The sequence below is a fragment of the uncultured Dechloromonas sp. genome (assembly GCF_945957265.1).
Lineage (GTDB): Bacteria > Pseudomonadota > Gammaproteobacteria > Burkholderiales > Rhodocyclaceae > Azonexus.
In genome coordinates this window covers 82,464-105,405 of record NZ_CAMFKO010000011.1, presented here as the reverse complement: position 1 = coordinate 105,405, position 22,942 = coordinate 82,464, and the positions used below count along the sequence as shown (strand labels likewise).

The 22,942-nt window shown below is 54.8% G+C and carries 21 protein-coding genes and 1 tRNA gene; 6 read left to right on the top strand and 16 right to left on the bottom strand.

The features are described 5' to 3' along the window. The 5 genes from lnt to miaB form a co-directional block, all read right to left on the bottom strand. On the bottom strand, window positions 1-1,254 hold a 1,254-nt coding region (gene lnt / locus Q0P59_RS08190), incomplete at its 3' end, for an apolipoprotein N-acyltransferase (RefSeq protein ID WP_295005448.1). Between the two features lie 4 nt (window positions 1,255-1,258). After that, on the bottom strand, window positions 1,259-2,104 hold the full coding sequence (locus Q0P59_RS08185; RefSeq protein WP_295005446.1) for a transporter associated domain-containing protein: 846 nt from the start codon (window positions 2,102-2,104) through the stop codon (window positions 1,259-1,261). A gap of 5 nt (window positions 2,105-2,109) precedes the next feature. Continuing rightward, window positions 2,110-2,556, bottom strand: a complete 447-nt coding sequence (gene ybeY / locus Q0P59_RS08180) for an rRNA maturation RNase YbeY (RefSeq protein ID WP_295005444.1) — start codon at window positions 2,554-2,556, stop codon at window positions 2,110-2,112. After that, on the bottom strand, window positions 2,531-3,523 hold the full coding sequence (locus tag Q0P59_RS08175; protein ID WP_295005442.1) for a PhoH family protein: 993 nt from the start codon (window positions 3,521-3,523) through the stop codon (window positions 2,531-2,533). The genes ybeY and Q0P59_RS08175 overlap by 26 nt, the downstream gene beginning before the upstream one ends. Further along, window positions 3,504-4,841, bottom strand: coding sequence for a tRNA (N6-isopentenyl adenosine(37)-C2)-methylthiotransferase MiaB (miaB, locus tag Q0P59_RS08170; protein WP_295005440.1), 1,338 nt, complete (start codon window positions 4,839-4,841; stop codon window positions 3,504-3,506). The genes Q0P59_RS08175 and miaB overlap by 20 nt, the downstream gene beginning before the upstream one ends. A gap of 119 nt (window positions 4,842-4,960) precedes the next feature. Here miaB and Q0P59_RS08165 point away from each other — a divergent pair. From Q0P59_RS08165 to Q0P59_RS08140, 6 genes are all read left to right on the top strand, one after another. Next, window positions 4,961-5,037, top strand: a tRNA-Met gene (locus Q0P59_RS08165). A 354-nt stretch (window positions 5,038-5,391) separates the two neighbouring features. Then, complete coding sequence (locus Q0P59_RS08160) at window positions 5,392-5,718, top strand: hypothetical protein (protein ID WP_295005438.1); 327 nt, start codon at window positions 5,392-5,394, stop codon at window positions 5,716-5,718. A gap of 36 nt (window positions 5,719-5,754) precedes the next feature. Further along, window positions 5,755-6,723, top strand: a complete 969-nt coding sequence (locus tag Q0P59_RS08155) for a DUF932 domain-containing protein (RefSeq protein ID WP_295005436.1) — start codon at window positions 5,755-5,757, stop codon at window positions 6,721-6,723. A 136-nt stretch (window positions 6,724-6,859) separates the two neighbouring features. Continuing rightward, complete coding sequence (locus Q0P59_RS08150) at window positions 6,860-7,867, top strand: lambda-exonuclease family protein (protein ID WP_295005434.1); 1,008 nt, start codon at window positions 6,860-6,862, stop codon at window positions 7,865-7,867. A gap of 106 nt (window positions 7,868-7,973) precedes the next feature. Then, complete coding sequence (locus Q0P59_RS08145; protein ID WP_295005432.1) at window positions 7,974-8,882, top strand: hydrolase or metal-binding protein; 909 nt, start codon at window positions 7,974-7,976, stop codon at window positions 8,880-8,882. A 341-nt stretch (window positions 8,883-9,223) separates the two neighbouring features. Further along, complete coding sequence (locus Q0P59_RS08140) at window positions 9,224-9,973, top strand: phage Gp37/Gp68 family protein (protein WP_295005430.1); 750 nt, start codon at window positions 9,224-9,226, stop codon at window positions 9,971-9,973. Here Q0P59_RS08140 and tcmP read toward each other — a convergent pair. From tcmP to Q0P59_RS08085, 11 genes are all read right to left on the bottom strand, one after another. Continuing rightward, complete coding sequence (gene tcmP, locus Q0P59_RS08135) at window positions 9,960-10,817, bottom strand: three-Cys-motif partner protein TcmP (RefSeq protein ID WP_295005427.1); 858 nt, start codon at window positions 10,815-10,817, stop codon at window positions 9,960-9,962. The genes Q0P59_RS08140 and tcmP overlap by 14 nt on opposite strands. Before the next feature lie 429 nt (window positions 10,818-11,246). Further along, a complete protein-coding gene (gene moaA, locus Q0P59_RS08130; protein WP_295005425.1) occupies window positions 11,247-12,218 on the bottom strand; it encodes a GTP 3',8-cyclase MoaA in 972 nt (323 codons plus the stop codon). A 192-nt stretch (window positions 12,219-12,410) separates the two neighbouring features. Then, window positions 12,411-12,548: a twin-arginine translocase TatA/TatE family subunit gene (locus Q0P59_RS08125; protein ID WP_295005423.1), complete on the bottom strand. Its 138-nt coding sequence runs from the start codon at window positions 12,546-12,548 to the stop codon at window positions 12,411-12,413. Next, window positions 12,549-13,409 (bottom strand): ethylbenzene dehydrogenase-related protein, encoded by an 861-nt coding sequence (locus Q0P59_RS08120; RefSeq protein ID WP_295005421.1) that lies wholly within the window; start codon window positions 13,407-13,409, stop codon window positions 12,549-12,551. 54 nt (window positions 13,410-13,463) lie between these two features. Continuing rightward, the gene (locus tag Q0P59_RS08115; RefSeq protein ID WP_295005419.1) at window positions 13,464-14,039 is read right to left on the bottom strand and encodes a NapC/NirT family cytochrome c; all 576 of its coding nucleotides are present in this window, start codon (window positions 14,037-14,039) and stop codon (window positions 13,464-13,466) included. A 170-nt stretch (window positions 14,040-14,209) separates the two neighbouring features. Then, complete coding sequence (locus Q0P59_RS08110; protein WP_295005417.1) at window positions 14,210-15,049, bottom strand: chlorite dismutase family protein; 840 nt, start codon at window positions 15,047-15,049, stop codon at window positions 14,210-14,212. Between the two features lie 88 nt (window positions 15,050-15,137). Then, window positions 15,138-15,812 (bottom strand): molecular chaperone TorD family protein, encoded by a 675-nt coding sequence (locus Q0P59_RS08105; RefSeq protein WP_295005415.1) that lies wholly within the window; start codon window positions 15,810-15,812, stop codon window positions 15,138-15,140. 62 nt (window positions 15,813-15,874) lie between these two features. Continuing rightward, the gene (locus Q0P59_RS08100) at window positions 15,875-16,585 is read right to left on the bottom strand and encodes a cytochrome c family protein (protein WP_205230755.1); all 711 of its coding nucleotides are present in this window, start codon (window positions 16,583-16,585) and stop codon (window positions 15,875-15,877) included. A gap of 66 nt (window positions 16,586-16,651) precedes the next feature. Further along, the gene (locus Q0P59_RS08095; RefSeq protein WP_205230756.1) at window positions 16,652-17,653 is read right to left on the bottom strand and encodes a 4Fe-4S dicluster domain-containing protein; all 1,002 of its coding nucleotides are present in this window, start codon (window positions 17,651-17,653) and stop codon (window positions 16,652-16,654) included. A 36-nt stretch (window positions 17,654-17,689) separates the two neighbouring features. Further along, window positions 17,690-20,473 (bottom strand): molybdopterin-dependent oxidoreductase, encoded by a 2,784-nt coding sequence (locus Q0P59_RS08090; RefSeq protein WP_295005410.1) that lies wholly within the window; start codon window positions 20,471-20,473, stop codon window positions 17,690-17,692. A gap of 1,036 nt (window positions 20,474-21,509) precedes the next feature. Beyond that, window positions 21,510-22,898 (bottom strand): sigma-54 dependent transcriptional regulator, encoded by a 1,389-nt coding sequence (locus tag Q0P59_RS08085; protein ID WP_295005408.1) that lies wholly within the window; start codon window positions 22,896-22,898, stop codon window positions 21,510-21,512. Window positions 22,899-22,942 lie beyond the last annotated feature (44 nt).

Here is a 22,942-nt window from a genome sequence, read left to right as displayed (position 1 = left end):
GCCGGTGTTGGTGGCGCGCAGCATGGGGCGGCCGGTTTCCAGCGCCCGCATGCGCGCGATCTGCAGGTGCTGCGGCTGGGCCAGCGAACGGCCGAACCAGGCGGTATTGGAGAGGTTGGCCAGGATGCCGGCGGCGGGCAGGGCGCGGATGATTTCGCTGCCGAAAACGTCTTCGTAGCAGATATTGGCCGCCACCTGCCGGCCGGCGACGGCCAGCGGCGCCTGGCTGTCCGGGCCGCGCGAGAAGGATGAGGCGGGGATGTTGGCGTAGGCCATGAACCAGGCGAAACCGGGCGGGATGAACTCGCCGTAAGGCACCAGGTGATTCTTGCTATAGACCTGCAGCGGCGAGCTGCCGAGGCTGACGGCGCTGTTGTAGTAGGCGTTGCCGTCGCCGGTCAGCGTGCCGAGGATGATGTCGCCGTGCTGGCGGCCGGCCAGCGCCTTCAGGGCGGCGAGATAGTCTTCGGGCAACTGGTCGAGAAAGACCGGGAAGGCGGTTTCCGGCAAGAGCGTCAGTTGCGCCGGGTTGGCTTCGATCAGTTCGCGATAGAGGTTCAGCGTGCGGACGAAGGCTTCCGGGCGGAATTTCATTTCCTGCGGGATATTGCCCTGGATCAGCGCGACGCTGATCGGTTCGCCTTGCGGCGTCGTCCATTCGACCTGGCGCAGGCCGAATCCGGCGATCGCCAGCACGGCCAGCGCCGGCAAGCCGATTCGCCAGCGCAGCAGCAGGGCGCCGCTCAGCGCGACCAGTGCCGACAGCCCGAAGACGCCGAGCAGCGGCGCAAAGCCGGCCAGCGGGCTGGGCGGCGTTTGCGAATAGCCGATGGCCAGCCACGGGAAACCGGTGAGCAACCAGCTGCGCACCCAGTCGCCGGCGGCGAGCAGCGCCGCGAAGAGCAGGGCCTGTTGCCGGAAACCGGCCGGCTGCCAGCGCTTGAATGCCCAGCCGGCGGCCATCGGGAACAGCGCCATCACCGTGCAGAACAGGAAGGCGGCCGGCCCGGCCAGCCACCACGGCATGCCGCCGAAGACGGAGAGGCTGACATAGACCCACGACACGCCGCACAGGAAGAAGCCGAGGCCGAAGGCCAGGCCGGTCAGCAGCCCCCGGCGCGGCGACTCGGTGCGCCGCAGCAGGGCGAAGAAGCCGGCCCAGACGGCAGGCGCCAGCCAGAACAGGTCAAAGGGCGCGAAGCACAATACCCCTGCCGCGCCGATCAGCGCAGCCAGGGCAAGGCGTGCAGGCAAGCGCTCAGGCAGTCTCGCCAGCACCGGTCTGCGGTTTGGGTGGGTCGACGAGCAGGGTGTACAGCCGGCGGCTGTCGGCGCGCAGCACCTGGAAGCGCATGCCAGCGATGTCGACGACTTCGTTGCGCTTGGGCACGCGGCCGAGCTGGCGCAGGACCAGGCCGCCGACGGTGTCGAATTCCTCGTCGGAGAAGGTGGTCGCGAAGGCCTCGTTGAAGTCCTCGATCTCGGTGCGCGCCTTGACCCGGTAGCGGCCGGTGGAGTCCTGGCGGATGTTGTCGTGCGCCTCGTCGAAGTCGTATTCGTCCTCGATGTCGCCGACGATCTGCTCGAGCACGTCCTCGATGGTGACCAGGCCGGCGACGCCGCCGTATTCGTTGACGACGATGGCCATGTGGTTGCGCGAGACGCGGAATTCGCGCAGCAGCACGTTCAGGCGCTTCGATTCGGGAATGAAGACGGCCGGGCGCAGCCAGTCGCGCAGGTCGAAATTTTCTTCGGTGTGGATGCGCAGAAGATCCTTGGCGAGCAGGATGCCGAGCGCGTTGTCGCGGTCGCCGTCGACCACCGGGAAGCGCGAGTGCGCGGCTTCGATGACGGTCTTGACGATCTCGTCCAGCGGATCGTCGACGTCGATGACGTCCATCTGGGCACGCGGGATCATCACGTCGGTGACGCGGGTGTCGGAGGCGGCCAGCGCGCCTTCGATGATGGTCAGCGCATCGGCGTCCATCAGGTTGCGCTCGTAGGCCGAGTGCAGGATTTCAAGCAGCTGCTCGCGATCCTCGGGTTCGCGTAGCAGCAGGGAAGTCAGTCGTTCGATGAAACTCGGTTTACTGTCACTGTCCATATTTTTCAGGCGGCGTAGGGGTCGGGATAGCCCAGCGCGGCGAGGATTTCCTTTTCTTCGTTTTCCATGGCCTCGGCATCATCGTCATTGTCATGATCCCAGCCCTGCAAATGCAGCATACCATGCACCGTCAGGTGCGCGTAATGCGCCGCCAGAGGCTTGTTCTGCTCCGCCGCCTCGCGCGCCACGACGCTCGGGCAGATGACCAGGTCGCCCTGCACCACCGGCTCGGTTTCGTACGGAAAGGACAGCACGTTGGTCGCGTAGTCCTTGCCGCGGTACTCGTTGTTCAGCGCCTGGCCTTCGTCGGCATCGACCAGGCGGATGGTGATCTCGCCGCCGCCGACCAGCGCGGCACGGGCCCAGCGCACGAAATCCGTCCGCAAGGGTAGGCCCTCGCGGTTACAGGCATATTGCACGGACAGGTTAAGACGATTGCTGGCGTTTTTCATAGGCGTCGACGATGCGGGCGACCAGCGGGTGGCGCACCACGTCTTCCTTCTTGAAATGGGTGAAAGCGATGCCGCGCACGTCGCGCAGCACGTCGATGGCTTCCTTGAGGCCGCTCTTGTGGCCCTTGGGCAGGTCGATCTGCGTGATGTCGCCGGTGACAACCGCCTTGGCGCCGATGCCGATGCGGGTCAGGAACATCTTCATCTGCTCCGGCGTCGTATTCTGCGCCTCGTCGAGGATGATGAAGGCGTGGTTCAGCGTGCGGCCGCGCATGAAAGCGAGCGGCGCGATCTCGATGGCGCGCTTCTCGTACAGCTTGGCGACGCGGTCGGCGCCCATCAGGTCGTACAGCGCGTCGTACAGCGGGCGCAGGTAGGGGTCGATCTTCTGCGTCAGGTCGCCGGGCAGGAAACCGAGGCGCTCGCCGGCTTCGACCGCCGGCCGGGTCAGGATGATGCGTTCGACCAGGTCGCGCTCGAAGGCATCGACCGCGCTGGCGACGGCCAGGTAGGTCTTGCCGGTGCCGGCCGGGCCGACGCCGAAGGTGATGTCGTGTTCCTGGATGTGCTTCAGGTACTCGACCTGGCGCGGCGTGCGGCCGTGCAGCTCGGTCTTGCGGGTGACCAGTTGCGGGCCGTCGACCGGGCCTTCGGCGCTGCGCGAAATGCGGCGTACCGGGGCGTTGAGGAATTCGATCAGGCCGAGCTGGATTTCATCGACCGACAGCGGTTCGCGCGCCATGGCGTAGAAGTGGCGGATGGCATCGGCCGTCAGCTGCGCCTTCTCGCCGGTGATCGACAGGCGCTCGTTGCGGCGGCGGATCAGCACGTCGAAACCAGTCTCGATCTGCCGGATGTTCTCGTCGAGCGGCCCGCACAGGTTGGCGAGCAGGGTGTTGTCGACCGGCGCGAGGGCGAACTCGACCGGCCGCGACTTGGGTGCCGGCTTAGTCTTCGCGGATGACAATTTCGCCTCGCAGGCTGTGCGGCAGGGCCGATGTGATGCGGACGTCGACGAAGGTGTTGATCAGTCGCGCGTTACCGGCGAAATTGACGATGCGGTTGTTGTCCGTGCGTCCGGCCAGCTCGTGGGCGTCCTTCTTCGACGTGCCTTCGACCAGCACGCGCTGGATGCTGCCGACCATGGACTGGCTGACGGCCTGTGCCAGTTCGTCGATGCGCTTCTGCAGGCGCGACAGGCGCGCCGATTTCACGTCGGCCGGCGTGCTGTCGTCCAGTTCCAGCGCCGGCGTGCCGGGGCGCGGGCTGTAGATGAAGGAGAACGAGGCGTCGAACTGGACGTCGTCGATCAGCTTCATGGTCTTCTCGAAATCCTCGTCCGTCTCGCCCGGGAAGCCGACGATGAAGTCGGTGGACATCGAGATGTCCGGCCGCGCCGCGCGCAGCTTGCGGATGATGGACTTGTACTCCAGCGTCGTGTAGCCGCGCTTCATCGCGGCCAGCACGCGGTCGGAGCCGGCCTGCACCGGCAGATGCAGGTGCGACACCAGCTTCGGCACCTTGGCATAGGTGTCGATCAGGCGCTGCGACATTTCGCGCGGATGCGAGGTCGTGTAGCGGATGCGCTCGATGCCCGGCACCTCGGCGATGTATTCGATGAGCATCGCCAGGTCGGCCTTTTCGTCGGTGCCTTCCATGTCGCCGCGGTAGGCATTGACGTTCTGGCCGAGCAGGGTCACCTCGCCGACGCCGTGGGCGGCCAGGTCGGCCACCTCGGTCAGCACGTCGGTGAACGGGCGCGATACCTCGCCGCCGCGGGTGTAGGGCACGATGCAGAAGGTGCAGAACTTGGAGCAGCCTTCCATGATCGACACGAAAGCGGTGGCGCCCTTCACTTCAGCCGGCGGCATGGCATCGAACTTCTCGATTTCCGGGAAGGACACATCGACCGCCGCCTTGCCCTTGCTCTTGCGCTCGGCAATCAGCTGCGGCAGGCGGTGCAGGGTCTGCGGGCCGAACACGATGTCGACGTAAGGGGCGCGCGATACGATGGCCTCGCCCTCCTGGCTGGCCACGCAGCCGCCGACGCCGATCACCAGGTTCGGGTTCTGCTGCTTCAGGTGCTTGACCCGGCCCAGATCGTGGAAAACCTTCTCCTGCGCCTTCTCGCGCACCGAGCAGGTGTTGAACAGGATGATGTCGGCTTCTTCGGGGTTGTCGGTCTTGACGATACCTTCGGAGGCGTTGAGCACGTCGGCCATCTTGTCCGAATCGTACTCGTTCATCTGGCACCCGAAAGTGCGGATGAAAAGCTTTTTGGTCATGGAAATGCTTTGAAAATCAGTGGGTGCCGCTTCGGCAAGCCGGCGGCGGAAAAGTTGCGCATTATAACGCGGTTGACCATCCCTCCGCTGCCCCACTATAATTCGCGCCCTCTAAGCGTGGTGATGTAGCTCAGACGGTTAGAGCGATGGATTCATAACCCATAGGTCGGCAGTTCGATTCTGCCCATCACCACCAGTAATATCAAAGACTTAGCCCCGGATAACATCCGGGGCTTTTTCTTTTTCGTTTTCCGTGTACTCGTTGTGTACTCAAATTTGGGTAATGTCGATGCACGCAAATCAACACGTTCTGCCGTCTTTCCCTCGGGCCGGACAGGGATAGGCTGTCTAACAGTCCGGGAAGTTTCGAGATTGATAGAAAAAATCTCTTCTATTTTTGGTTCGCGTTTCTGCATCTGAACTCCATTCAGTTACACATATAAAATCTGAAGACTAGGCCGTCCTGGCCTTCACTCCCCAGTTTCCATCCATTCAAGAGCCCGTTACCTGCAGAGGTAGCGGGCTCTTTTCATTTCCAGGAGAAAAATCCATGCGTAACAAATGTCCCGTCTGCCATTCGACCAATGTCTATCGCCTGCACACCGCCCGAAGGATCGGCAGCACGGTCGGCGCAGTTGGTGGTGCCGCCACCGGTGCCGGTGGTGCCTTATCAGGTGCCCAAACCGGTGCAGCCGTCGGTGCTGTCGGAGGTCCTGCCGGAATGCTACTCGGTGGTCTGGCCGGCGCAATCCTTGGCGGTCTACTCGGCGGCGCGGCTGGTTCCGTGGCAGGTTCCAAATTCGGCGATGTCGTCGACGAAAAATGGCTCGGCAATTTTCAGTGCGGTGATTGCGGCCATGAGTTCAGCGACCGCTGATCTGCTGTTATCACCATTCATATTCAGGAGCCTCAAATGGCACACCAAGTCCAACAAATGGCATACGTGGGTGATGTTCCTTGGCATGGCCTCGGCAACGAACTCACCCCACAACAGCCGATTGAAGTCTGGGCAGAGCAATCCGGCATGTCCTTCCAGATTCTCGAAACGCCCGTTCGCTTCATGGCGGAATCAGCTGGACCGCTCGGTTCCATCAAAACCTTCGCCGATCAGAAAGTCCTGTATCGCTCAGATACACAGGATGCCCTGTCGGTCGTATCGAATCGTTATCAAGTCGTCCAGCCCAGCGAAGTACTCGAGTTTTACCGCGATCTGACGGAAGTCGCCGGCTACGAACTCGAAACTGCTGGTGTCCTGAAGAACGGGAAAAAATTCTGGGCACTGGCAAAAACTGGTCAATCTTCATCCCTCAAGGGGAACGATCTTGTCCAGGGCTACTTGTTGCTGGCAACTTCCTGTGACGGCACTCTGGCCACCACAGCAACACCCACCACGGTCCGTGTCGTCTGCAACAACACACTGACCATCGCTGTGAATGGTGCGGTCTCGGCGATCAAGGTGCCGCACAACACCCGATTCGATGCTCAGGCCGTCAAGCAGCAATTGGGTATTGCCGTATCTCAGTGGGACGGCTTCATGTATCGGATGCGGACACTGGCGGAGCGTAAGGTGAAAAGCCATGAGGCGATGGCCTATTTTCTCCGTGTGCTCTGCGAGGTCGATCCGAACAGTTCCGACCTATCGAATCTGACCAATGAACGCGCACTTGCGAAGGTGCAATCGCTCTACGACGGTCAGGGTCGTGGCTCTGAACTGAATTCCTCCCGGGGCACTGCGTGGGGATTATTGAATGCCGTGACCGAGTACGTCGATCACAAGCGACGGGCACGGAGTCCTGAGTTCCGACTGGATTCAGCCTGGTTCGGCCAAGGTGCTGTCATCAAGCAACGCGCACTGGATACCGCATTGAAACTCGTCGCTTAGTTTCGCTAGCAGCTTCCTCACGACTTTCTCCTCTCCGATTGCCCGGTTCGGTGTTTGCCGACCGGGCTTTTTGTCGTCTGGCGGCAGTGAGCGGATTTCCGATTCTTCATTCCTTACACATATTCAGGAGGTCATCATGGCACTTCCCTCTGTACCACTATCACCCGTGCAATCAAGTCGGCCAGCTTTGAGGTTGGTCAGCACCAAAGCTCTGCCTCGTGAAGATTGGCTCAATGTACGCCGGCAAGGTATCGGCGGTTCCGATGCGGCTGCCGCTGTCGGTCTTAACCCCTACAAATCCCAGCTCGAACTCTGGCTGGAAAAAACTGGCCGTGATGGCCTATTGCCCAAGACTGATCCGCTGGATGAGGAAAGCCCGGCTTACTGGGGCAACATCCTCGAACCCATCGTGGCAGCGCACTACACCCGACGTTCCGGTAATCGTGTTCGTCGTATCAATGCGGTGCTCCAGCATCCCGATCCCCAGTTGCACTGGATGCTGGCCAATATCGACCGGGAGGTCATCGGCGCTCAAGACGTTCAGATCCTCGAGTGCAAAACCGCCGGGATTAACGGTAGCCGCCTCTGGAAAGAAGGTGTGCCGGAGTACGTGCAGTTGCAGGTTCAGCATCAACTGGTCGTCACCGGAAAAGCTGCTGCCGATGTCGCGGTGCTACTTGGTGGTCAACATCTGGAGATCCATCGCATTCATCGGGATGAGGCGCTGATTGCACGGCTGATTCAGTTGGAGGCAGCGTTCTGGCGTTACGTCGAGACCGATACACCACCACCGGCCGATGGTTCCGAATCGGCAGAGCAGGCACTGCGTTGTCTCTATCCTCAGGACAAGGGAATCGCAGTCGACTTCAGTACCGACCGTAATCTGTCCGCGACCTTTGCCGACTGGATCAGTGTTCGTCAGACATTGGCCGAAACCGAGAAGCTGGAATCGAAGTTGAAGCAGACCTTGCAGCAGGCCATGGGTGAAGCGTCACGCGCCATCTTCGAAACCGGCGAAGTCACCTGGAAGAAAGCTAAGGACAGCGTGGTGCTCGATACGGCGAAGCTGTTGGCTGATCAGCCGGATTTGCTTACCCGCTACGGAATGCAACGCCAAGGGTCACGCCGGTTTGTCCAGGCCTGAGTCATCTCCGAAAAGCCAACGTAGCAATAGAAACCCATCACTCCTCATCGGCAACCGGATAGACATCCAGCGCCGGTGAGGAGTTTTTTATTTGAGAGGAACAATCATGTTGAAAGGTTTGGTCATCACCCCGCCGGTACTTGGGCGGATTTCGATCGGCAAGGTCATCGAAAAAAACGGCAAGAAATTGCCGGAGAAGGATGATCAGTTCACCATCACTAGCCAACTACAAGGCAGCGAGGGTTGGGTGCCTCACCCGTGTGACGAGGGACTCCGAAAAGCCCAGGGCGGGAAGATTCGTGCGATTCCGATCCGGCTACTGTTCAACGATCCTGATCTGAATTTCAGGGCTGAATATGCCTTGTTCGACCGTAGGACGGGTCGGCCGGTTTGTGTCGGCAATGGTGAGACCTGCAAGCGTCGGGCGGAGTCGGGAGTTCAGTCATTGCCCTGTCCTTCGCCGGATGGTTGTGCTCTGGCGCAGAGCGGTGCGTGCAAGCCGTATGGCCGGTTGAATGTGCTGATCGGTGACGATGATCCCCTGGGAAGCTTTGTGTTCCGGACGACGGGATTCAACAGCATACGGACCTTATCGGCACGATTGGCTTACTTTCAGGCGATCTCCGGCAACCGACTGGCGTACTTGCCGCTGGAACTTCGGCTGCGCGGAAAGTCGACTCGGCAGAGCATGGGCACCCCAATTTATTACGTCGATCTCACGGTACGCAACGGTGTTTCTGTTGAGGAGGCTCTGACCGAGGCCAAACGGCTGGAGGCTGATCGTCAGGAAGCCGGATTTGATCAGGTTGCGCTGGAAACGGCGGCGCGGCTTGGGTTCTCGAATGGTGCTTTCGAGGAAGGCGATGACGAAGGGGATTCGGTAGTCGAGGAATTTTTTCCTGAGGGGGGTGGTGGGCAGGGTGATCCTGGCATCACTCCAGAGAAAGCGCTTGCACCGAGCCTTGCCGATAAGTTGGAAGATCGGGGGGCAAGCCTTGCTAAGTATGCCGTGTAGCGTTTCCAATTTCCTTGATTGACTACTTCTCGCCAAATCTTCCAGCTGCTGCGAAGGTGAGGCACCCGAGGCGCGCCTGCGCCCCGGGACCATTTTTCCTCACGGTGGATGGGTGGATTTCAGCTGTTTGGCCGAAGCAGCGATGAGCGCCTATAACGCGGACCTGTCTGCTATGGGCACCTGACCGAACGTTCTACGATGAGCTGATTTACACTTAATAATTTTTCCGGGTTCTAATAGTGCTTTTGGGTAAGCATATTCTCCATTGAAAAGGGCTATGCATCAGCTATACTCAGGAAGTTGAATAAACTGTAAATATATACAGTAACAAAGAGGAAGCAATGGCGAGTGATAGTCAAATCGAATGGACGGAACAGACGTGGAACCCGGTGACGGGCTGCACCAAGATTTCTCCGGGATGCAAGCACTGTTACGCTGAAATCATGGCGGGACGGCTAAAAGCCATGGGAGCCGTGGGGTACGAAGATGGATTTCGACTGGCACTACATCCGGAACGTCTGGCCCAGCCGCTGCAGAGGAAGAAGGACACTGTTTATTTTGTGAATTCGATGAGCGACCTTTTCCATGAGGCCGTGCCAGACAACTTTATTGATCAGGTCTTTGACGTCATCAGACGTACTCCGCACCACACTTACCAAATTCTGACTAAGCGGGCGGACCGGCTAACCGGCTATTTTGCCCAACGCAGCTGCCCGGAAAACGTCTGGCTAGGGGTTTCCGTAGAAGATCGGGCCTATGGACTTCCACGCATCGATTATCTGCGCCAGGTTAATGCCCGAATCCGATTCCTATCCGTGGAACCGTTGCTTGAAGATCTTGGAGAATTCGACCTCACAGGCATCCATTGGGTAATTGTCGGGGGGGAATCAGGCCCCAAAGCACGCCCCATGCGGCCGGAGTGGGTTCAGAACGTTAAACATGTTTCTGACAAAGCCGGCGTGGCATTCTTTTTCAAACAATGGGGTGGCTGGGGTGCAGACGGTGTCAAGCGGCATAAGAAGGCCAATGGCCGCCTTTTCCTAGGCAAAACCTGGGACGCTTATCCAGTAGCAGCCGTTACGTCCGTTTGAGGATGTCTGCGGCTATCTTGCAGGCCAGCCCGTATGCCTTGGGGCTCGGGTTCGATGCAGCAAAGTATAAGGCGAACAGTGGCGCACCCTCCTTGCCATTGGGTAGAGCCTGATACAGAAGGCGCGGTTCCGTAACGCCCGGGAAGATTTCTTTCAGCCTTGTAGTTACCCATTTTGTCATTTGCTTGACGTCGGCAGTCCGGACATCTGACTCGTCCGACTCGAAAAGGCTGGTTTGCTTTGGCGGTGCATAGAAATCCTTACGCCAAGTTTCCGTTCCCAGCATTCGATCCAGGGCAGCCGCCTTATCTGGGTCGATAGCAGCTGCATCATTTGCCGCTTGTCGATAAAGGCCGCTTAAAGGGAACAGGTACCATAGGTCAACAATTTGAGAATCGGCAATCGCCTTCAGAGTAATCCAATCGACCGCCATCCCATATGGATCGAGGAATACCAACGCACGATCCTTTTTCGGGTTAAGTCCTCTGAGGATCGGTGGAAGCTCGCTGTTTGCATCACCGTGAATAACTTCGACCGGCATTGCAGCTTCAATTTTCAAGCGCCGTAATGCATCGGCGTGCCGCTTTTTCTTTTCGATAAAGAAAATCTGATGAAAAGGCGGCTTGCAATCAATAGCGATCGATGCGGACCCCGGAATCAAGCGCTTTTCCTGCCCCTTTCCAATCTTAACGTGGCAAACACCAGTGCCGGCAAACGCATCGATATAACTCAGGCGGAACTGCGTATTCGACAATGCTGTTGTGTAGGCCGGTAAGTACTTCGAGATCGCCCCCAATTTGATGCGGGTCTGCTCGCCCCCAAAAATATGTGTATGGTCTAACATCCGCACCCCCCTTATCTATGTCATTTGGGTGCATTATAGGCATCATATATTGCCGAGTACTAACAAATCAGAGCTTCCTTATCACTCTTGGCAGAAGCTAAGAATGCGATACCGTGACAATGACTCAACTAGTCACATGGGGTAATTTCACCGCTGTCGATGGAGAGCAAATGAATCTATCCGATTTTTGGAAAAGGTTTCGACTCGGCGAGGAAATTCACATCTCAGGCACGTTTATCTACAACGGGTTCCGGCGATTGGCCAAAAAACAAGCCATCCCAAAGAATCCGAGCAGCCGGATATCAAAGCTTCGATGTATGATTTGTAACTACATAGGACGGCCGAACTGGCATCCATGGTATGCCGCCTTTGAACCTATGTGCATGCCCAAGCCTGAAGCCGCACTTTTTCTAGACGCCATAGCGCTAGTTATCCCCCTGTCGAGGCCATGATACGAACGACCTTCATTGGATTCTTCTGGAATTCGTGGCTCAATGGCTTTTGCATAACTGCTGCACGAATTTGATTTGCGATTTCGTGATCTGGCGATCCGCCACGCAACATTGGCAATAGTTCGAGATGGTCATTTTGACCTAGACATAGGTGTAATCTGCCAGTTACCGAAACCCTGACACGGTTACATGCCTCGCAAAAGTGTTGGGACATCGGGGTAATAAAACCGACCGAGAATGAGCGATCCGGGGTCCCAAGGTAACGAGCTGGGCCTCCGCCAGCAACGATGTGATCGACCAAATGGAAGCGCTCTCTAAGCTGGCCGATTAGCGGTTGGAGGGACGAGGAGCCAAGTTGACGTGCGCTATCTCCCATTGGCATGTTTTCGATCAAGCGCAACACAAAATTGCGTTCCATGCAGTATTTGATCATTGCATCCAGTTCGTCACCATTGAATTCGGGTAACCAGACCATGTTGATCTTTATCAGGCGAAATCCACTCTCTCGTGCCACCTCGAGTCCTGCGAGGACATCGTGCAAAGCGTCACGCCGAGTTAACGTCAGAAATCGAACTGGAGACAACGTATCGAGGCTAACATTCAGTCGCGTAACACCTGAAGCCAGAAGTTTTGACGCAAATTGCGTCAATCGTGTGCCATTCGTACTGAGGGAAAGATCGTTCAATCCGGGGAGTTGCCCAACATCTTGGACTAGATCTCCGATTCTGGATCTAACCAAGGGTTCGCCGCCAGTAAGGCGCACTCTGGAAACCCCAAGATCAATGAATATCCTGCATATCCGCACAATCTCACTGAACGATAACCAGTTATCGGGAATTTCATAACTATCAAACTCCGGCGGCATGCAATACGCGCATCGCAAGTCGCAACGATCAGTCACCGACAATCGGAGATAGTCTATCCGACGACCACAACCATCAATTAACATCGAATCGTGACTTCGCAAAAATAGGCGCACACTCTTACGCGCCATCGACTAAAAATATGCAATAAGACAATGTTGCATCGTGTTACAAACGGAAACACTGACAGACTTTTGTCTGGAATGGCCGGCTCTCCCAATCGCTGTAGGTTGACTAGACATTACCCTGCATGGAATGCCGTTTAAGCGCTGAGCGTCTCAGGTTTTGTCCCGATTGTGGGAGTCAACCTCATAAGCGCCCTCCTTGAAACCCCTTACTGCGCGACCTAAATCCAGGTCAATATTGGGCAGCCTTTTGGTTCCAAAAATTAGGAGAATGATGGCACGGTCAAACACTTACTGCTTGACGGCTTTAATGTCGCCATCAGCGCCAAAACCAAGTTTGTAGCCAAGCGAAACGTGGTGGAAGCGACCTGTTGAATGATCGGCATGTACCGCAATGCCAAACGGCACTGCTTTGCCCTCAGCTAAGGCACCCGAAAACTTGCGAGTAAAAGTGACGGTGTACATATCCCCCGCCTTAACACCTTCAGCCTTCGCGCCGGTCGTGCCGCCTTCCATATTGCGCTTATCACTAATAGATCCATCAACAACCTTCGCCCCTTTAGAACTCTTCCACTGCATCAGTTCATAGGCGCCATCCTTTACGTATTTCGTCTTTTTGTCGTCGGCCCCGGGCATAGTGCGCGCATCGGCATGGCAGGTTGCCCAGCAACCAACTTGGTCGCCTGGAATCGCTTTGTCACCGGAGGCTGCCGAAACTTTGTCGTTGGCAAACATAACAGCAACCTTGACTTCATTCTCTTTGTCGGCGGTATTAGCTGCTCCGGCAGGCGCCTTGAAGGTTAGGCGGATGTAGGCATACTCCTTGTCGTACGCAACTTGCATAGAGACAGGGAAATTCATCGTTTTTGGAGCGCCGAACGGCTCCAGGTCCTTTCCCGCCAAACGTTTCATATCAAAATTAAGTCCACCTTTTTCTTCGTGGCATCCAACACAGCTTTCTCCTTTAATCAGTCCAGTCCGACCACTGTGATCAGATTTCTTCGCAATCCATTCAATCGGAGTAACACCAGGATGGAACACTTGAATGTCTCTTTTGGGAACCTTGCTCCAGTCCGGTGCGGCATTAGCGATTTGAGACCCAAGGGAAAATACGGCACCAAGAATGGCTACTGACAAGGCACTTTTTTTCATTTAAATTCTCCAGACGATTTGTCGATGATTGGTGTCAGGGATATGCGAGGGCGATCACTCGTCATCATCCTCTTTCATACCTTTTGGCTTGCGGTGAGCAATACCTTTGTGGCAATCGATACAGGTCTTTTTTTCGTCTTGGGCGATTTTGTGCATTTTCGCGCCGCGAAGTTTTTGTTTTTCTGTATTCATGCCTTCGAAACTGTGACAGTTTCGGCATTCGCGCGAATCACTGGCTTTCATTCGCGCCCATTCGTGCTCGGCTAATTCGAGGCGCTTGGTCTCAAATTTTTCCTTTGTATCAATGGTTCCCATAAGTTTGCCGTAGACTTCGCCACTCGCTTGGATCTTGCGCATCATCTTGTGCCCCCAATCTTTGGGTACATGGCAGTCCGAGCAAACGGCGCGAACGCCAGTCCGATTGGAAAAGTGAATGGTTTCCTTGTATTCCTGATATACGTTGTCACGCATTTCATGGCATGAAATACAGAACTCAAGCGTGTTGGTGGCTTCCATTACGGTATTAAAGCCCCCCCAAAAGAAAATGCCTGCGATAAAGCCAACTGAGAGCAAACCCAATAATGAATATTTAGTGCTTGGTTGGCGCAGTGATTTGAGAATGTTTTTCATTAAATTGGCATACTTAATTGCGAGTTGATTACTAAGCGATCTGAAAAACAAAGGTGATCGTCAGTAAATCAAGTGCTCGAATATTGCGGCGTATGGCGAGCGATCCTTGGGCTATTTCAAGGATCGCTGCACTGCAGCTCCAAGCACGCTTGAGAGGAACAGCGATTAGGTTAATCGGCTAATGCCTTGATCACATCTTCTGGAGAGTGAATGGTGCCGAGCGTAGTCGGACTGCCCCAGCGAACGTGGAATTTATTCTCTTTAACCTGTGCCAGAGAGAGCATCAGATTGTTGAATGCGGTCAGATCATCAGTCTCAAAGTAGGTAATGAAATCGGTGTCATCTAAGCCGGTGGAATGGTACAACTTGCGCTTGACGTTCACGAGATAGGCCAAGGTAGGCGCCGTGTGAACTTCCATTTCCTTCAGACGATCTTCCGGCGACATGTTCCACCATTCCGCGTTTTTCTTGACGGGAATTACGATCACATATCGTGGTGCCGGCCCGCTATAGGTAGCAGAACTAAGTCCAGCATTCAGCCCAGGAGACTTGTCTTTGCTGATGTAGTTCAAGGGCTTTGTTACACCGACAAGGGTCTCGAATACATCAGCATTCTTGCCGACAGTTGTCGAGCGGAATTCGCGCATGAAGGTCTGGGCTTTTGCCAAGTCGTAGGCGTTGATGCGGAAAAAAAAGTCAGAATTGGTTTCCAGGCCACGTGTCAGGTAGAGATCAACCAGAACGTTATCCTTATGCTTCTCAATTAGTTTCTTGACTTCTTCTGCGGCACCCTTGCGTTCCATTGCTGGCACCTTGTTCCAATCCGGGCGTAATTTGAACATTGTAAAAACACCGAAGACCCCGGGCTGGGTCAAGATAGTTCCTCGCTCAATTTTCATAGGTTGCATTGCCTGCTGAGCCACAACAGGTGACGAAGCCATCGCGATGGCCGCACCGATAGTAGTGGCGATGAGACTCAATTTGAAACTGCGAATTGATATGTTTTGCATGGATATCTCCTTTTGTGAAATGAATTAACGAAATCTAAATTTAATAAATGCTGGAGTTTTGATGCTTAAACTCCTTCGCAAGTCGACTTTACGAATTAATTTCCCGCAGAATTTCTTGTAGATCAGCCTCCACAAATTTTTCAGCTAGATCTGTCATGGCAACAAAAAACTGGGTTGAAACCTTTGCGTTTACCTCCGCTCGCACAAGAGGTAACCAAGCCACCAAGTGACGCTCCAGAAAATCTCGTTGAGCCCGTTGGTATGCATTTGGTGGCAGGCCGTCCAATTCTGCCTGTGCCTGTTTTGCCGAAAGAAAATGCATAAACTCAAGCTCAGCAGTGAGCGTGTCTTCGAGTTCATTCCCTCGGGCGTCCATGGTTAGTCCGAAATTCCGATAAAAGCCTTTTAGTTCGAGGATCAAGGCCGGGCGGTTACTCCGCTGGACATGCACCCCCTCATTCAAGGCTGCGCTAGGTACAGGAGTGTTTATCTCGAAGGCAGTAAGAAACAAAGCTTCGAAATCCTCGAAAGAGCAAGTCAACTTAAGGCGAGGGGCTATTTGCTCGCAGTAATAATCAGCCAGATCGGGCATACAGACCTCTATCGCCCGTTGCATCTCAAGGATTAGGCGACCATCCGAAAAACCTGCATGACTTTCGAAATCAGGAAATCCCAATCCAATAGCAAGCAAGCTATATACACGGCTACGTTCCAATGAGCGCTCGATTCTTCCAACAACTGCTTGGTCGACAAGGCTATTCATTTGATTCCTCATTTCTTAAACAGGATCTAGGTTGTTAAAACGTCCTGGCGTTACTATCAGCGCTATTCGGGCTCAGGCGCATCTTCCTGAAGTGTTGCGCGAACAGCCGGCACTGGATCGCCCTTGAATACGCCACGCAGTTTGAAGTGGGTATGTACAGGATTGCTTTTTCCAGTCGCCGTTACCGACTTGAGATAATCGAAGTGGTACTTGCTATCGATGGCCGGGGAGAAAGGCGTAAATGGAGCCTTTGCCTGATACTTCGATGAGCCTTCGTAATTGAGATGGCAACGCGCACATGCTTTTTCCATATCGAAGTTCTGGCCAGCATCCACCAGAGGCTTCCGCTCGCTGGTTTCCCCCCGATTCTTCAATCTGTCACTCGCCTCACCATGTAGATTTCGAAACTTTCCTCCCGCCCCATGGCAGGATTCGCAAGTGACACCGACCAGGGTCTTCATATCGTCCAGCGAAGCCCCCGAGACAAATCCACCCGGTTCCCCGTAACCCGTTACGTGGCAGCCGACACAGTTTTTGTCCTGCGTGTAGTCCTTTTGGGGATCAAGTTTTGCCTTGGCTTTCGCCTCTGATTTTGCGTTCGGCTTTAGCGAATCGAAGGCTTTCGCATGTGCCGAAGCCCGCCACGTCTCACCCTGTGAGTCGTGACATTTGGTGCATGCGCGAAAACCAAGGTATTCCGCTTGTTGCGCCACCGTCACACCGGGAAGAAAGCTCGAAAGAAGCAGGGTGGCGAGAGCAAGAATTTTTATCATGGCGGGCAATCTCGAAAGTAACGACTGGTAGGAAGAAGCGGCCCGTGCGGCCGCTCCATTGCAACATTAGGTCAAAGGAGAAATCATCATGTCGGCGCTGCGACGACCGATCAGCACATCCATCAAATCGGAAGCCAGTCCCTTCATTTTTTTCTCGCGCTCGGTTTGAAGGATCGCCAACACATCACGTACCTGTTTGCCAAACAACCCCTCCAGTTGAGCCAATGGAATCTTTGGATCTGAAGACAGCTCGCCATTCGCCATCTCCATGCGCGGCCCAAGTACAGGCGGCACATAGAAGACGTTAGGTTCGGTGCCAAACTCAGGATGCAGAGGCAAAGCAACCTTGTATTGCTTGATGAGCTTGTACACCGAGCTGCTGACATCGTCGACAAAGCCGACGTGCATGGCACGACCCACACATTGCGCAACGCAGGCCGGCGCGACGCCTTGTTCAATCCGCGGGAAGCAGCCGATACACTTGTTGGCCTTATTGGCCAGCGGATTGAAATAGGGCTTGGCGTATGGGCAAGACTGGACACAAGCCTGGGCTCCCTTGCACTTGTCCTGATGGATTACGACCACCCCGTCCTGCTCTCGTTTATAGATTGCCTCGTTCGGGCAGGCTTCCAAGCACGCCGGTTTGGTGCAGTGGTTGCACATGCGCGGTAAGTAGAAAAACGAGTTGTTCGGGTATTCTCCGGCGCCCTGATCCTCGTCCCAGTTGGGCGCAGAGCGAGGGGTAGGGCTGGGTCGCACCCGTCCTGGCTTGCCCTCGAACAACCTACCGGCATAGTCGAATTGAAACGGGATACCGTAGTCGATCATCGGTGGGATTTTGCCTTTTTGCAGTTCCCCGTTCTTATAGCCACCGCCTTTGGTCTGCCAGTTTCTGGGGTACCCTAAGCCCGGCGCGGTTTCAACGTTTCGCCAGTACATGAAGTCCTGACCCGGTCCCGTCGTCCACAATTTCTTGCACGCCACGGTGCAAGTCTGACAACCGATGCATTTGTTCAAATCGGTTACGTAGGTCAGTTGGCGCTTGGGCGCCTTCATCACATTAGCCATGATTAATATTCCTGTTCTGTTGATCAGCGGTTCTGACTAGAAGCTCATCGGCGTAGCGCCGATGTAGCGCTTCACGTCGACTCGCACGTCGCGCTGGGTTCCGCCGGGGCCGTAGTAGTTGGGGCGGAATACGAGATGTCCGTAATTACCAACTAGGTGTGTCGGCGTGATGCGAACCGGGCAGACGCTTTGCGAACCGCCTTCAATCAGATCCATGTACAACTCTGGGGTATGCCACATGGTGACGCGTCCACGCTGCTCGCCGCTGCGGATTTTCACCCGGCAGATCACCTTGCCATGGTCGTTCCAGGCCTCGACCCAATCGTTGTCCTTGATGCCACGGGATTTCGCGTCGATGGGCGACATTTCAATCGACGGTCCGCCACGTTGCAGACGAAGCATCAGAATGTTGTCCTTCCACGTCGAGTGAATCGAGTGACGACTGTGCGGTGTATTGAAACGGAACGGGTACTTATCGGCATCCAGGGGGGCCTTGAAAGTAGGCAGCTCAACACCCATCTCGAAAAATGTCGGGTGATCAAGGTAGAACTGCTGGCGTCCGGTCAATGTGGGCCACGGTTTTTTATCAACTACGAAGTTCTGGAATGGCGTATAAGGCATTCCTTCTTTCATAGTCGATGTCCAGTTCGCCTTGAAACGCTGCGGCTTCTCGCGCAGCATGTCGAGCGTGATGCCCTTGGAATGAGGGGCGTTATCCAGGATGTACTGAGCAGCAGCCGCATCCTCGGCCAGCTTTCCGTCCATCGTCATCTGATTCCAGAGATTTGAAAGGTCGCGCACCCACTTGAACTGCTCATCGTTGAACTTGGTGTAGTTCTTCCGGACCGAGGCCATTTCGACGCGCTTAGACAGGGCCAGGAAAATCTGCCAATCGGTCTTGGACTCCCACATCGGCTTGATTGCCGGCTCGGTCAAGTTGATATAGGTATGCTCTCCGGTTACGTTCAGATCGAGTTTTTCATACCAGTGCGCCGAAGGAAGCACGACGTCCGAGTAAAGCGCCGTCGAATCCATACGGATATTGATGTTGACGATCAACTCCAACTTTGGCCATAGATTACGCAGAACGTACTTCTGACCTTTGGCTTGATTCAGATAGTTGCCGCGATAGACGAAGAGGACCTTCGGATCGCGACCTTCACGAGGCAGATTGGGCATCTGACCGGAACTGATAGCCTCACGCAGATACTTTTCGGTATCAATATCGGCCTTGATGATTTCGTCATTTACCTCAGCGTGAATGTAGGTCCAGATGGTGGTCTGACAGAAACGCTGCTTGCCTGCCCCTTCAGGGAAAGCAAGTGCGGCAAGGCCGGGGAGAAAAGTTGGTTTCCACTGGCCAATGTAGTGGTTCATCCCGCCGCCATTTTTCCCTTCGCTGCCGGTCAGCGCTGTCAATAGATGCATGGCGCGCAACAGTACATCGCTGTAATACCAGTGCTGCGTGCCGCCGCCGCAGATAATCATCGACGGCTTGGCGTTGGCGTATTCCCGCGCCAGCTCAACAATGGCCTTGGCCGGTACTCCGGTGATTTTTGAGGCCTTTTCCGGCGTGTTGTCAGCTAGGACGCGCGACTTGAGAATTTCGAAAACGGGCCGGACTTCAACACTCTTGCCGTCTAACAACTGGATTTTGAAGTTCCCCTCAAGCGCCGGATCAAGATCGCCTAGCTCGATATAGCCTTTCGGGAAGGTGTTGGTATTGCGCCCCATGAAAGCGACGGGCGGCGCTTTCTGCTCTGGCTGATCGCCCCAGCATCCCTTCGGGATCATCGGCATCCCGGTTTTCGCGTTCCAGAAATAGAACTTGTCCTTGGAGCCTCCGGCGACGACATCCGCTTCACGCAAGAAACGCTTGGTATCACTGCGCACCAGATAGGAAAGATCCGTCTGCTCCTTCAGGTTATGTGCGTCATAAAGCTTTTCTTTGATGATGACATGCGCCATCGCCAAGGCCAATGCGCCATCGGTACCTGGCTGCGGATGAATCCACTTGTCGACCTTAATCGCCGACGAGTTGAAGTCCGGCGCAATACTGACGATTTTCGTGCCGTTGAGTTGTGCCTCGGAAAGGAAGTGTGCATCGGGAATTCGCGTCTGGGTGGGATTCGATCCCCAGAGAATGATGTATCTGGAATTAAACCAGTCAGCCGTTTCCGCAGTATCGCCCTGAACACCGCATGTCTGGGTTTGGCCAGTCGGATGATCACCGTACCAGTCGAAGAAAGTATGGGTGTGGGCGCCAATGTAGTGGGCAAAGCGGTGGCCTGCCGAAAACGACACAGGCGATACCGCCGGCACCGGCGAGAAAACGCTGATGCAATCCGGTGCATGGTTTTTGATGGTATCGACGCACTTGTCGGCAATCATGTCGAGCGCCTCCTCCCAGGTCGCGCGCCGCCACTTTCCTTCGCCACGTTCGCCAACGCGAATCAAAGGGTATTTGATACGATGCGGCCCATACATGTAGTCGTGACCACACTCTCCCTTGTTGCATCCGCGCGGGTTGTACTCGGGAATGTTAGGCATGGGAGCTATATCTTTTGACTGCTCCTCGCGCATGACCACGCCGTCCTTGCTATAGACGAAATGAGGGCAGGCGCCAGTACAGTTGACGAGGTGAGCGCCGCGCGTTTTTTTGTCCCAGGACCATTGAGCACGATGGAAGTTTTCCCATCCTGAATATTCGAAAACCCCACTAAGATCTGTAGCTGCAGCTAAGGTTCTTAAACTTAGAGAGCTTCCCAAGAGCGTAGCGCCAGAGGCTAGCAAGAAGCCTCTGCGAGTCATCTGAACCATTGTCATCTCCTTATCTACTGTTTGACCGAGTGCCAAAACCGTACGTCGCTTTCGCGGCGTTCAGAAACCCCCTGATATTGGGAATACGGTCGTATGCAACTTCGAAGGGGTAACAGCAATGAGCATGCCAATGGTTAGCAGCTCGAAAAACAGGTCAAAACCCACATTTAAATTGTGGTTTATTGACCTAGGTCAACAAAACCTCTTGGTGGGTATCAAGTTCCAAAAACCAAGGAGATTCATTTCGTTAAATTGAACGAAATGAGATTTAACGTTTCGTTAAATTCGTTGCGTGCCTGAGCACCCATAGAAAATTTGCTCTATGTCATTGAAGGCAGCATATTTAGATGGCTGGCATCCAAGAAATCCGGTATGCAACTGGGTTATATGCCATCAAGATGCCTGCCTTTTGCCACGATCATCTTCGACCGCTTTCAGGCCATGTTTATGTTCAGCAAGGTGATCCGTAATTGTCGGTGGGCGTAGTTCAAGGAGGCGAAAATCTCTACGATCTGACCGATCAGCAGTCCATCAAGGGGGGATCTATCTCTGCCCCTCACCAATAGCCGCATGCACAAGGACTCTCACCAAACCAAGCTTGACCAGTTGCTAATCCAGAACCAGCCGTTCCCGGCGCTCCTCCCCCTCAATGAGTAGCTGCTGTTCCAGCGGCATTTACCCCCTTCCGCTGACATGGTCGCCCATCCCTGATGACAGGTCTGGCCGCCAAAATCAACGGATTGGAGAATTTCTTGAAGACTTTGTAGACGTATCGCTCCGTCACTTACGCCTACGCCGACCACCCGATCACGACGGCCAGGCGTGAGGGCGGCAACGTCTCTATTGCCCTGTAGCTACGCCGGGCAAAGGGTTCATGGCACCGACAACCTCAAACTCAAAATCTCCGGATGCGCTGACGTTTCGCTATGCCAATGTCCCTGTGCCCGTTTCACAAAGCCGGATTCTTCCCGCATGAAAGCGATTAAGAGCCTAAAAATTTCCACACACCAGAAAACCCTCGGAATATGCTACTCACTTAATTGCCGCTATCACGATCGGGAGGACTAAGATTAAATTCATGGATACGTCGTTCAAGCTTAGGTCGGGAAATATCGAGAATTTCACAGGCCTGACCTTTATGCCAACCGGTTTTTTCCAGTACATGCACGATATGTTTTTTTTCCACTTCCCGAAGAGAAAGTAGGTTTTTCGGCATGGAAGAATTGATCTCCAGTGCTGCTGAGGGCATTCGTGAGCACTTTATTTCCGGCGGAAGGCGGTCAATGGTGAGGGTGTCACCGCGTTCCATTACCGCTGCTTTCATGAGGACATTTTCAAGTTGCCGAACATTTCCCGGCCATGCAAAGGCGTTAAGACAAGCCATGGCTTCACCAGACACTCTACGTATGTTTTTACGTAGATCACGATTGATCTTCCGAAGAAGGAAATCGATCAATCTTGGCATGTCTCCTTGTCGCTCTCGCAACGGTGGTAGGTTGATGGAAGCAACGTTGAGGCGGTAAAAAAGATCTTCGCGAAACTCACCTGAGGCAACCCTTGCTTGCAAATCTACGTTTGTTGCCGCTATGAATCTAGCTTTGCTATTTTTAACCTGTGCACTACCTACCGGACTGTATTCCCGTGCTTCCAGGATACGCAGTAGTTTGCCTTGAATAAGAGGGGTCAATTCGGCGACCTCATCGAGGAACAACGTCCCTTCTCCTACTTGCTCGACTTTTCCCTTATGTGCATTGACAGCACCAGTGAACGCACCTCGCTCATGGCCGAACAGTTCACTCTCAAGGAGGGAGTCAACCAAAGCTGCGCAGTTTACTGCAATAAATGGCATATCCCTTTCGGCACTTGCATTGTGTATTGCTCTGGCAACCAGCTCTTTTCCCGTACCTGACTCTCCAAGAATTAAAGCCGTCACCCTGCTCTGCGCCACAAGAGCGATACTCTTGAAGACCTCCTTCATCGCAAATGATTGACCCACAATTTGTGTTGGGGTTACATCTGTCGCTCCAATGATCAGCGGGTCGCCAGTCACATGATCTGAACGACTGTAAGCAAAGAGCGCTCGACTAACCGCTGCGTCCAATTCAGGAAGGTCGATGGGCTTTGGAACGTAGTCCATGGCCCCGCATTGCATCGCCGCCACGGTCATCTCCAAATCATGAAACGCTGTAATCATGATGATCGGTAGTTCTGGCTTTTCCGCTTTGACCTCTCGCAAAAGGTCAAGGCCTCCTTTTGCCGGCAGGCGAATATCCGAAATGATGGCATCAATATTGCTGGATAAGGCGACCTTAATCCCTTCTTCCGCGGTATTCACCAGCGACACTTGAAATGCGCTTTTTTGAAAGTGAGATTTCAGTGTCTGGCATATTGCCAAGTCATCATCGACAATAAGTATGTGTTTCAATTCGCGATCTCCCGCCATTTCTTGCTCAAGAACATTTTCGGAAC